At 33.9% G+C, this 12,445-nt stretch carries 12 protein-coding genes and 1 pseudogene; all 13 read right to left on the reverse strand.

Annotated features, from left to right (window positions below):
- Nucleotides 1-95 precede the first annotated feature (95 nt).
- The 13 genes and pseudogenes from gntK to ACU8YW_RS16740 all read right to left on the reverse strand — a co-directional run bounded on the left by gntK (nt 96) and on the right by ACU8YW_RS16740 (nt 12,441).
- On the reverse strand, nt 96-1,637 hold the full coding sequence (gntK, locus tag ACU8YW_RS16680) for a gluconokinase (protein WP_088064069.1): 1,542 nt from the start codon (nt 1,635-1,637) through the stop codon (nt 96-98).
- Between the two features lie 267 nt (nt 1,638-1,904).
- The gene (gene fsa / locus ACU8YW_RS16685; protein WP_087984123.1) at nt 1,905-2,573 is read right to left on the reverse strand and encodes a fructose-6-phosphate aldolase; all 669 of its coding nucleotides are present in this window, start codon (nt 2,571-2,573) and stop codon (nt 1,905-1,907) included.
- A gap of 51 nt (nt 2,574-2,624) precedes the next feature.
- Nucleotides 2,625-3,518: a phosphogluconate dehydrogenase (NAD(+)-dependent, decarboxylating) gene (gene gnd / locus ACU8YW_RS16690; RefSeq protein WP_088609547.1), complete on the reverse strand. Its 894-nt coding sequence runs from the start codon at nt 3,516-3,518 to the stop codon at nt 2,625-2,627.
- A 123-nt stretch (nt 3,519-3,641) separates the two neighbouring features.
- Nucleotides 3,642-5,126, reverse strand: coding sequence for a glucose-6-phosphate dehydrogenase (gene zwf / locus ACU8YW_RS16695; RefSeq protein ID WP_060487784.1), 1,485 nt, complete (start codon nt 5,124-5,126; stop codon nt 3,642-3,644).
- Between the two features lie 389 nt (nt 5,127-5,515).
- On the reverse strand, nt 5,516-6,025 hold the full coding sequence (locus ACU8YW_RS16700; RefSeq protein ID WP_426934026.1) for a heme-degrading domain-containing protein: 510 nt from the start codon (nt 6,023-6,025) through the stop codon (nt 5,516-5,518).
- A 218-nt stretch (nt 6,026-6,243) separates the two neighbouring features.
- Nucleotides 6,244-6,666, reverse strand: coding sequence for an STAS/SEC14 domain-containing protein (locus ACU8YW_RS16705; protein ID WP_426934070.1), 423 nt, complete (start codon nt 6,664-6,666; stop codon nt 6,244-6,246).
- 107 nt (nt 6,667-6,773) lie between these two features.
- Nucleotides 6,774-8,093, reverse strand: coding sequence for an aromatic amino acid transport family protein (locus ACU8YW_RS16710; protein WP_046954708.1), 1,320 nt, complete (start codon nt 8,091-8,093; stop codon nt 6,774-6,776).
- Between the two features lie 1,017 nt (nt 8,094-9,110).
- Nucleotides 9,111-9,793 (reverse strand): annotated as a pseudogene (locus tag ACU8YW_RS16715) (DUF3888 domain-containing protein).
- Between the two features lie 94 nt (nt 9,794-9,887).
- Nucleotides 9,888-10,223, reverse strand: a complete 336-nt coding sequence (locus tag ACU8YW_RS16720; RefSeq protein ID WP_000987459.1) for an IDEAL domain-containing protein — start codon at nt 10,221-10,223, stop codon at nt 9,888-9,890.
- A 124-nt stretch (nt 10,224-10,347) separates the two neighbouring features.
- Entirely contained in the window at nt 10,348-10,761 is a 414-nt protein-coding gene (gene saiR / locus ACU8YW_RS16725; protein WP_001083471.1) for an Rrf2-family transcriptional regulator SaiR, read from the reverse strand.
- Between the two features lie 194 nt (nt 10,762-10,955).
- Entirely contained in the window at nt 10,956-11,090 is a 135-nt protein-coding gene (locus ACU8YW_RS16730; RefSeq protein WP_000573513.1) for a BA3454 family stress response protein, read from the reverse strand.
- A gap of 30 nt (nt 11,091-11,120) precedes the next feature.
- Nucleotides 11,121-11,516: a transcriptional regulator SpxA gene (gene spxA, locus ACU8YW_RS16735; protein ID WP_000236196.1), complete on the reverse strand. Its 396-nt coding sequence runs from the start codon at nt 11,514-11,516 to the stop codon at nt 11,121-11,123.
- Nucleotides 11,517-11,874: 358 nt separating this feature from the next.
- Nucleotides 11,875-12,441: an SGNH/GDSL hydrolase family protein gene (locus ACU8YW_RS16740; RefSeq protein ID WP_088064076.1), complete on the reverse strand. Its 567-nt coding sequence runs from the start codon at nt 12,439-12,441 to the stop codon at nt 11,875-11,877.
- Nucleotides 12,442-12,445 lie beyond the last annotated feature (4 nt).

The raw sequence follows: 12,445 nt of genomic DNA on the forward strand, positions 1-12,445 counted from the left end.
TTACCAAGTTCATAAAACTATTTTTGATTGAAAGAATATCCTAAAAAATCGGAGTACCTCTTTATAAGTTACCATATTTTTCTGCCAAATAACCTCTAAACCCATTTTTTCTGAAAAGCTGCTATACTTTCATATTCTTCTTCCAAGTGACGGGCCAAACGAATATAGATCGGTATTAATTCTTTATATTTCTCCACACTTTCCATGTTTGGCTCATGATAAAAATTGGCACCTACCATATTAGAAACTACATGTAATGTATTTATTTCACCTAAACTATATAAACCAAGGATAGCTGCTCCTAGACAAGAGCTTTCGAAACTTTCAGGAACATATACGTCTTGATGAAAAATATCTGCCATCATCTGTCTCCAAAGTTCCGATCTTGCAAAGCCACCTGTCGCTTGAATTTTTTTCGGTTCGCCAATTAGCTCTTTTAAAGCAAGAAGAACTGTATACAAGTTATAAATGATTCCCTCTAAAACAGCACGGATAAGATGCTCTTTCTTATGATGTAGTCCAAGCCCAAAGAAAGACCCCCGCGCATTCGCATTCCATAAAGGAGCTCTTTCTCCTGCTAAATACGGATGAAATAATAAACCATCAGATCCAGGATTAACTTTTGCTGCTATTTCAGTAAGCAATTCATAAGGATCTTTTCCTAAGCGCTTCCCATGCTCAACTTCTAACGCACATAATTGGTCACGAACCCACCTAAAAATCATACCACCATTATTCACCGGTCCACCAATTACCCAAAGGTCCTCAGTTAACGCATAACAAAAAGTCCTACCCTTCGGATCCGTTACAGGATGATTTGTGACAACTCGCACTGCACCGCTCGTACCAATTGTAATAGCAACTACTCCAGGTTTTATTGCATTCACACCTAAATTCGATAGTACTCCATCACTCGCTCCTATTATAAAAGGAGTAGTAACAAGTACATTCATCTCTCTTGCAAATTCTTCATCTAATCCTATTAAGGTGTGCGTAGTTGGAACGAGTTTAGAAAGCTTTCCCTCCGAAATTCCTGCAACACGAAGAGCTTCTTCATCCCATTTTAAAGATTTCAAATTGAACATTCCTGTTGCTGATGCTATAGAATAATCAATTACATATTCCTTAAATAACTTATAGAAAACATATTCTTTAATAGAAATGAATTTATAGCTATTTGCAAATAAATCAGCATGTTCATTTTTAAGCCAAACTAATTTCGAAAGTGGTGACATAGGATGGGTTGGTGTTCCAGTACGAAGGTAAATTTCATGACCATTCATATCATTCTTTATTTTTTCTGCCCAACTTGCACTTCTATTATCTGCCCAAGTAATGCATCTCGTTAACGGCTTCCCTGCTTCGTCTACAACAATGACACTATGCATTGCCGAACTAAAAGAAACACAAAGAATATCAACTGGCTGTACATTACTTGATTGTATAGTCTCTTTAATCGTATGTATGACTGCTTGAAAAATCTCTTCTGGATCTTGTTCTGCTATTTCTGGTGCGGGCGAATATAAAGGATATTCAATCCCATAGCTTGCAATTACAGATCCATCGATCGAAAACAAAACTGCTTTTGTACTAGTTGTCCCAATATCTACACCAATCATATATTTCGAACTCACTATGTAACCCCTTTCAAATCATTCCTATAACAAAAGAGCACCATGGTGTCTACAAAAAGACGCTCCCTTATGAGAGCTACGTTTTCATAAACTTCACTCTCATAAGGGGATCCTTTTTATAACCATTGTGCTGTTTTGAAAATGCATGGTGTCTTTTCATATCGCTGCTTTTACGTAATAAGGTACCAAACTCGAGATTTATTTTAAAGGATGAAGTTACATAGAGATTGGTCCTCTCGTGAAAAAGCAATTTGTGTAAACTTTACTTCCTTATAACTTAGGCGCCTTCGCCCAATCCGCAGCAAACTTCTCAATACCTTGGTCTGTTAATGGGTGCATAGCAAGTTGTTCAATTACTTTATAAGGAATTGTTGCAATGTGAGCACCTGCCATTGCTACACGAGTGACATGGTCTGGATGTCTAACAGAAGCCGCAATAATTTGTGTATCTAATTGATGAATATCGAACAATTCAGCTATTTTAGCAACTAATAGTACGCCATCTTCAGAAATATCATCTAGGCGACCTAAAAATGGTGAAACATACGTTGCACCTGCTCTAGCAGCTAAAAGGGCTTGGTTCACAGTGAAAATAAGTGTAACGTTCGTTTTCACACCTTTTTCAGTAAGGTAGCGACAAGCTTCTAATCCTGCTAGCGTCATTGGAAGTTTTATCGTGATGTTTTTATCACCACCGTTAATTTTAATCAGTTCTTCTGCTTGAGAGATCATTTCTTCAGCTTCTACAACATCTGGAGTTACTTCTGCCGAAACAGATTCAACTTTAGGCACTGCCTGACAAATTTCTGCAATACGGTCTTCAAACTTAATGCCCTCTTTCGCTACTAAAGAAGGATTCGTTGTAACGCCGGCTAAAACTCCAAGTTTATATGCTTTTTTTATGTCCTCAAGATTTGCAGTATCAATAAAAAACTTCATAATTCATTCCCTCCATTTTTTAAACATTAACGAGTTATACTTTTAAAATGTTTATTTCTTTTCTACTGCATGTCCACCAAACTCATTACGCAGTGCTGCTACAACTTTTCCTGTAAATGTATCATTGTCTAATGAGCGGTAGCGCATTAATAGAGACATTGCGATAACAGGAGTTGCTGTTTGAAGGTCTAATGCTGTTTCTACTGTCCATTTTCCTTCACCAGAAGAATGCATAACGCCCTTAATTTCATCCAATTTTGCATCTTTAGAAAATGCGTTTTCAGTCAATTCCATTAACCATGAACGAATGACTGAACCGTTGTTCCATACTCTTGATACTTTTTCATAATCGTAATCAAATTCACTCTTCTCTAAAACCTCAAACCCTTCACCAATAGCAGCCATCATTCCGTATTCAATTCCGTTATGAATCATTTTTAAGAAGTGACCGCTACCAGCTTTTCCTGCATATAAGAATCCATTTTCTACAGCTGTATCACGGAAGATAGGTTCAACGATGTCCCAAGCTTCTTGATCTCCTCCGATCATGTAACAAGCTCCATTACGCGCACCTTCCATTCCGCCAGAAGTTCCTGCATCCATAAAGTGAATGCCATCTTTCTTTAGTTGCTCATATCGGCGAATAGACTCTTTATAATGTGAATTACCAGCTTCAATTAAAATATCTCCTTTTGATAAAAGCGGAGTGATCTCATTAATAACAGAATCAACAACAGCGTGCGGAACCATTACCCAAAGAATTCTTGGTGATTCCAATGATTGCACAAGTTCGTTTAAACTAGACGTACCTGTAGCACCATACTCTTTCATTTCTTCCACCGCACTCGTATTTAAATCGAATGCAGCTACTTCATGTTTATGATCCATTAAATTCTTCCCTAAATTTAATCCCATTTTACCTAAACCAATTAATCCTACTCTCATAATATAATTCCTCCTTGAATTACCTTTCATCATAAATACATGTTAATAAAATGATGAATATCTTTTTGTCATATTGTTTTACATATAAAGAAACGTATGAAATACCTTCATGTAAGAATGTACTTATTTTTTCAATTCCTCATCTAACCACCATTTAAACTCACTTTCTTGTAATAGAGCATTCGCAGCATCTGGACCATACGAACCCGACTTATATTCATGAAGTGGTAACAAGTTTTCTTCGAATGCTTCAAGTATTGGCTGCACCCATTCCCATGACAATTCAACTTCTCTCCAGTGTGCAAAGAATGTAGAATCTCCACATACAGCATCATAGATAAGCCTTTCGTAAGCTTCAGGTATTCCCACACCTGTTTGCTCACAAGTAAAATGAATACGGATCGGTTCAAGCTCTCCATTGTTCAATGGATTTTTACTATTTAATTGGAGTGAAACATTTTCATTTGGGCTAATTTCAATGATTAACAAATTAGGCGCTGCATTTGGATTACTATCTTGATACTGCTGTTTTAATGTATTTTTAAACTCAATTACAATACGAGTAGACTTTTCTTTCATTCTTTTTCCTGTTCGTATGTAAAAAGGAACATCAGTCCAAAATGGGTTATCAATCCATAAGCGAGCCGCAACAAATGTATCTGTTTGAGAAGAAGGATTTACTCCTGGCTCCTCTCTATACGCCACAACTTGTTGTCCTTTTATCTCCCCTGAAGCATATTGTCCGCGAATGATATGGTTCTGAACGTCTTCTTTTTTCACTTTACGAAGAGTCTCCATCACTTTTCGTTTTTCCTCACGAATTTCACATGCATTAATCTTTTCCGGCAGATTCATAGCAGTCATCATTAATATTTGCAGCATATGATTTTGAACCATATCGCGAATGGCTCCTGCATGATCATAATATGCTGCCCTTTCTTCTACCCCAACCGTTTCACTAGCTGTTATTTGTACATTCGCTATATGTTCTTTATTCCAAATCGATTGAAGAACAGGATTTGCAAATTCAAGTGCTTCAATATTTTGAACCATCGGTTTACCTAAATAATGATCAATACGGTATATTTCGTCTTCTTCAAACGTTCGACTAAGCTTATCATTCAGCTCTCGGGCAGATGTAAGATCATGACCAAACGGTTTCTCAATCATTAGACGCTTCCATCCATCTGTTTTATCAAGTCCACTTTCTTTAATATTTAAAGCAATGGTCTCAAAGAAGTCAGGAGTAACTGAAAGGTAGAACATTCTATTCCCTTGTATATTTTGTTCTTCTTCCCTTTCATGAACTACTTGTAATAACCTTTTATAATCTTCTGGCTTATTCACATCTAACGGACAATAACGAAAATACTCTAAAAAATCTTCTATTTTCGGAGTACCTTCTTCTCTGCGACGAGAAAAAGTTTCTATGGATTCTTTTACTCTTTTTTGAAAATCTAAATGAGATACTTCACGTCTTCCAAGCCCGATAACAGATATTGGCTTTGGAAGCTTTTGATCTCTATATAAGTTATATAGCGCGGGGTAAATTTTCCTTTTCGCTAAATCCCCTGTCGCTCCAAATAAAACAAAGGTCATCGATTCCAATTTCAGTCCTCCTCGTGATGTATAGTCATTGCCAATATAGTAAGAATGCATTGTACAGAAGCTACTATTATTGTTGATCCAATCTTACTTCTTAACTTCTAATTTTTTATATTTGTCGCTTTCTAATTGTCCCCAATATTAATAGTGGCAATTCAAAGCATTTTCCCCACATCCTACTTACTCAGTTATACTTACATAAAATAACTAGATTACAAAAAGTAATTAAGTTATTTTATGTCTATCATATTAACTACATAGATTATTATCGTCAAGGAAAGTGTCTTGAATTAAAGATTTTTCATTTCGTAACATCTTATTAAAAATATGTTCATGAACTGAATAATAAAAAGGAAAAACCGAACATATTCTTGTTCGGTTTTTCCTTTTTATTATTGCTTTAAATGATTTTTAACTGCCCTTATAACTAATTCATGATCTTCTTCTGGTGGTAACCCTGAAACTGTTATCATTCCAATAACTCCTACATCTTTTATTTGCACAGGAACGCAACCACCAAACGCACCATAATCCGACCTATCTAAAAGATACTTTTCATTATATGGAACACCCGTTATTTCACTTTGTATTTGCATATAATACGAGCTATGATTGTGCAAAGAAACAACTCGTTTTTTACGCTCAATCCATTTCGTATTTTCCTCAGTTGTCCCCGTCATCTTGAAATGAAATAATTGCACACCATTTTTCGCTATATCAACAGCAATCAATTTCCCTTCCTTTTTCGCTGTTTCAACGATAAATAAACCTATCTGCAGTGCATCTTCATTTGTAAAAGAGGAAAATTGAAGTGTTTCCTCCTCTATTAAAATTTGTTTACTTATTTCATTCAAATTTGAAGTACTCATATGTTTATCCCCCTTACTCACTTTATGCCACATTGCTATTTTTAAAATTATGCGACCCTACCGTACGGACTTTCCATATAACTAATAACGTAAAGCGTATTCTTTTCTTCTTGTTGCTATTATGAATTATATTTAACGCACTAAAAATGTATGTCCTCTAGCGCTAAACATTTCGTATAGAAGTTTTCTTCCAGCTACTACTTACAAGCATAAAAAAACCAGTTGCTTAAGCAACTGGTTCACTAAAAGTTTTATCTAGGATATTCATTCAACCAAAGGAATGCTTGTTCATAATCATCGAAAAATTTTACAGATTTTTTTGTATTAGATTGTTGTAAATAATTCAGTATCTCTCCTTCTTCAAGAAGAAAAGCCATTGCCTTACTGTGTTTCAAAATCGTTTCATTGAAAAACTTCTCTTTCCATGCTTTTTGAACAGAAAAGTGATCTGGTATGTATCCTTTTCTATCGATCAACAATTTGTATTTCCGCCCTTCGGAAATGAATTGCTGACAAACTCGCTCGAAGCCATTAAACCATTCATAAACATCATCTGTTTTAATCTTGCCTATAAGACGAGTAACAATTATATCTCCGGAAACCGTTGTACTAATATTCAGTTTACTCAATCTGAAATCATCTCCCTTAGTTACAATTATGCGTGAATCCCTCATAAAATCAATAAGATCAAACTGTAACGCATTAAAAAGGGACAGACTCTCCAAACGGAGAAACCTGTCCCAAAATCGTTCTATTTTGCATTAGAACTAACAATCGTGAATTAGAATAATGATTTAATACTTGCTAAAACAGTAAGTACACCTACAATAATAACAAATACGTTACTCATTTTCCCTTTGTATTTAGCTAGTACTGGTACTTTTTGAATCGCATACATCGGTAATAGACATAAGATAGCAGCAACTAATGGACCGCTTAGAGAATCAATAAGTCCAAGAATACTTGGATTTGTATAAGCAACAAACCAGCATGATAATACAACAAAAGTAAGGACGATTGTTTTAATTGTTTTTTCTTCAATAACTTTTCCACGTGATTTACCGAACTTAATAATCATGTCACGCATTACTTCAAATGCTCCGATATAATGGCCAAGGAAAGATTTTGTAATAGCCACAAAAGCAATGATTGGAGCTGCAATCGTAATTACAGGTGAATTAAGCTCATTAGCAAGATATGAAAGGATTGATAAGTTTTGCTCTTTTGCCATTTTTAAATCCTCTGGAGTCAAGCTTAATGTACTACTCCAAACGAAGAACATAACTACAGCGAATGTCATGATATAACAAACTTTTTGTATTTGCGCACATTTAGCATCAGTAGCTTCTATTCCATACGTAGCTCTCTGTTTCACAACAAATGATGAAATCATAGGTGAATGGTTAAATGAGAATACGATGATTGGTAGAATCAACAGTATCGTTCCAAAATATCCTGTTCCTGTTGAAGCAGTAGAAACAGCTGAAAAGCTAAGCATTGACGTATTCCACTGTGGAATTAAAGATATTGCGATAAACAGTAGAGAAGCTATGAAAGGATACACTAGCATACTCATGATCTTTACAGTAATATCTTGACCAAAATTCAGTATAGCGATAAGACCAAGAACTAATACAAGTGATAAAATAGCCCTTGGAGGCTCTGGCATGTGCAATTGATGCACGATAAAACTACTTGCAGTATTTGTAAGCGCAACCGAATACATTAGCACGATTGTATAAATTGAACCGAAATATACGATGTTAAAAATGATACTTGCTTTATTTCCGAAATACTCTCTAATTGTACCTGTGATCCCCTCATCAGCAGAATTAGAAGCGTATATCATTTTAGCAAGTGCCCTATGTGAGTAATACATAACTGGATATGCAAGCAATGTAATTAGTAGTAATGATAATAAACCACCTGAACCTGCATTAATCGGTAAAAAGAGCACCCCTGCTCCAATTGCAGTTCCAAATAGGCTCAATGCCCATGTAGTATCCTGCTTATGCCACTTTTTCGGATCTGCATATTGCTCATTTTCTAGTGCGATATTTTCAGCTTGAACTTCTATTTTCTTTGCAGTATTCCCGTTCATATAATAACTCCCCCTTGTATCCTATTCTTGCGTATCTCTTTATAGCTAACGAACATTCCCTTTTTTCGGAAAATAAATTCCTTACAAGTTGCCCCACATTGTATGTCCTTCATCATAATGAATCCAAATTGAAACATTCGCTAGTTAGCGTCCTAACATAAATGTTAGCGTTCACAAAAAAGTTTACTCGTACTATCCGCTCTTTATATAAAGACCGCTTAAGAGAACAATATTGAATAGACTTCATAAATACGTTGCAACATTTCTAATAACAGTGTGTTACTTTAATGGTTTCTCTTACTTACTTGTAACAGTAATTTTAGATAAACCGGCCTCTCTTCATTTATGAGGCATTTCTTTCTCAATTCTATACATCACTTTCATAACTTCGGCAGCATTTATGGTATTGATTACACAAGCCACTGAAGCACTTTACATACATTTCGCCTCTAATCACACGCCTTTCTTTCTATTAATCGCATTTTTTATATTTTCTCCAGAGATCATAAAATTTCTCTCGACGCCCTCATTATAACGTGTATATTTATAAAATTAATATTTTTATATTTTCAGAAATATTCAATGGATATAATTTTACATGGATAATAATTTACAGTTAGCATGCAACCCTTGTTCCTATCGCTTATAACGGAATTAATCAGCAAAAAACACAGTAAAATATTGTTTATTCAAGATACTCATTTTAAAAATTTTTATATTCTTCTTTATCTAAAAATTTTATTTTGATTTAAAAAAGATATTCTAATAAATAATTAACGTGGTTAAAAAGAAATTTCTTTTTAAATGCATAAACCAATTTTTAGGTTATATATTATCAATATTGCATTCATATACATTTTTAGGAAAATACATATTTTAACTTGATGACAATAAGAGAACCGCTAACATTTCGCAAAAATCTTCGCTAAACGAAAAAATAAAATAAGCTGCCCATATATGGACAGCTTATTTACATCATTATCATTGTTAGGTGTAGGCAAACGAATCACTTCAATGTCATCTTAATTTTAGTTTTTTCAAATCTTCTTCAGGGATATTTCTATGTTTGTATTGAATGGGTTTTATTTCATTTCCTTTTATACGAAAAGTAATTGTGTCCTCTCCATAAGGCGGATTGTGTGCCCCTTCAAAAGTTTGAATTTGCACAGTTACATAGAAAATATAATTTGCTTCGTCTTTTGTTATTTCAACAATTTTTTCAGAACCTCGGTACCAAAGCTTCGGTTCCTTATAATATTTTTCAACTTCTTTACTTATTGGTTCTAATAAAAGATTAATTACTACTTCTTTTAAATTTTTTTTGGTACAGGTATTCTGTTAATCCTTTTTCTATTTACATTTATAATTTTCCAAAAACCACTTTTCTGTTCAACGGTATAAAGAACATTCGTACCATCCTCTTTCCAAAGATGAAAATAACCTTTAGTCCCCTTAATATATAATCGTGGTTCATCAATCCATTCACCTTCTGTTTGAACTATACCTAAAAACAGTTGAGTAAGCGGCGTTATCTTATAACCTATTTGATTAAAGTCACCAAACGAATAAAGTTCATAACCAGTTAAATCTATGTCAAAATATTCGTTGATTTCATTTTCACTTTTTCCAATTGCTTGAGCAGAAATACAGGGTAATAAAAAACTCAGAAGATATATGATGCTAATTATTTTTATTTTCATACCATCAATCACCTCTTTTATTAAAATGCAACAAAAGAGATGATATTATTGATTATTACACCATTAAACCTATTAAATACGAATAATGTAATCTTTAAAACCCCTCATTAACTAGCTCTTTTATCAAGTTTAATTTTGCAGAGAGCTCAATAAACCATTCTTCATCCCCTGTTAATAATGCAAGGTCTATAAGATAAAGGATTTGCTCCTTATTTATTACTTTTGATTCAGGGAGTTTGTTAACGTGTTTACTAAAGAGTAAAATCGCTTCGTTCATTGTGTACTTGTCGTCACGTTTCACAATGCTAACTGTAACTACATCTTCCACTTCATCAAGTGATACAATGTAACCAACTATGAATTCACCCTCATTTGATATTCCACGAACCCAATCTCCCACTTTTAAAACATGATTATTATTTGACATCATACTTTTCACCTTCTTATAAATATTTTTTGTAACGATAAAAAAGATATAAAAACTAACTTTAACTGTAATTCTTTTTATTACAGTTGTTTTTTAAGAACTCACGGCTACATAATAATTAAGCCGCTTAACGTTCTTGATTAATAAGGTCAACAACTTCTTTCATTGTATAATTCTTTAAATATTCACCTAGATGTTCTTCCGCACCTAAGAAAATAGCAAAAAGAACTTTCCGCATGTTCGAACCTACAATACACTGATCATTTGATTCTGGACACTTCGGCTGCAATGCACCTTCAGAGGTTATTTGATACATATTCCAAAGATTAATTTCACTTAAATCACGGGCAAAAATAAAACCTCCACCAGTTCCCTCTTTTGATTGTATAAACTTATGTTTTTTTAACAAACTTAGCACTTTGCGAATGCGTACTGGATGAACACCTGCACTTTCTGAAATAGCATTACTTGTTGACATCCGATCTGGCTGTAAAGCTAAATAAGTTAAACTGTGAATGGCCAAGGTAAAGTCGCTGTTCATCGTTGTCCTCCTACGATAAAAAATATGATTTCTCGCTTAGTAACATACTGTAACCATAAATATTACAGATAGGTTAGTCAAACGTTAAAATATATAAGAATCATGCTTAGCATGAAAAAATAAATCCCTTTATATTCTATCAGAACTCCCCTATATCTCCTAACTTCATGTAGCTTTTTAAGTTGCAAATAAATTTAAACAGTCCACTGTTTCTTAACTTGTTCTTCTGCCAATTGTTTAATTTTTGTCCAAATCGTATCTTTACTCACAATAACATTTGTGTGATAGTTTCTATCTTTATAATTAACTGTAACACATACTTCAATCACTTCTATTTCCTCCTTTCAAAATATTACTTATTAATTAGCCATTTTTTGCAATTCAATATTCAAAAATGTTCGAACGCTACGCGGTAAAAATTTGCGAATTTCTTCCTCGTTAAAACCAACCTGTAATCTTTTTTCGTCCAGCATAATTGGACGACGTAACATTTGAGGATACTCAATTATTAATTTATAAAACTCATTAAGCGAAAGCGCCTCAATATTTATATTTAATTCCTGAAAAGTTTTAGATCTAGTTGAAATAATTTCGGTAGCACCATCTTCAGTTAAACGAAGAATGGATTTAAGTTCATCAACTGTAAGCGAATTTGATACGATATTTTTTTCGGTATAATCAATTTGATGTTCTTCAAGCCATGCTTTTGCTTTTCGGCACGAACTACAGCTTGCTGTCGTATATAAAATCACCATATTTTACACACACTCCTTTACTTTTTAAATTATTATATAGATTATTGAAATGTATTAAAAAAAATTACAGTTTAGAATGAAATACACGTTATATTTTTTATTCGAGAATATTTAATTTATCTGTTTTTTACAAACAATAGCAACTCACTTCTAAAAACTATACTGTAATTTTAAACTTTACAGTTCTATTAATCAACTGTTAAGTCTTGGATGCATTCCATTAGCGAAATAAATTATATTCCACTTTATTCATTTCTTCCCGACATGTTTAGCATAATAAAAGCTACTGCATTGAGCACAGCAGCATTGTAGGAAGAAATACGCGGACAAAAAAAGCAAAGCGCGTACACTTTGCTTCTTACAAAATCCCTTTTAACTTTTTACCAATTAACTCCGCTACATATTCATAACCTTGTCGGCCAAAATGTAAACCGTCTTTTTCATCATCTTCTACTAATCTTTTATAATGAGGCTCTTGAATCATTTCAGCATATAAATTTAGAAAATAACTTCCTGTTTCCTTCGCCACTTCCTCTACTACGTCTGCATACTGACCAAGTACTTTATTTGTTCTATTATGCTGGCGTTCTTCATCAACTGGTGCAGGACTAATAAGTAATACTTTTTCCGGTGAAATCATACTTACAATTTTCGCTAAATTGTCTTTGTATACTTGCAATGGTACTGGATCAAATAATACCGAATCATTCGTACCAAGAAAAACTGTTACGAAGTCTGGTTTATGTGATAGTACATCATCTTCAATCCTATGTAACGCATCGAACGTATTATCACCCGGAACCCCCGCATTTACCACCTTCCATTTTGGAAACATCTCCCGCAAACGCGGTGTTAACCTCGGCGTTTCATCAAAAAACGTTTCATCAGCTGTAATACTATCACCAAAGCATACTAACGTATTAATAAAA

The sequence above is a fragment of the Bacillus pretiosus genome (assembly GCF_052947655.1).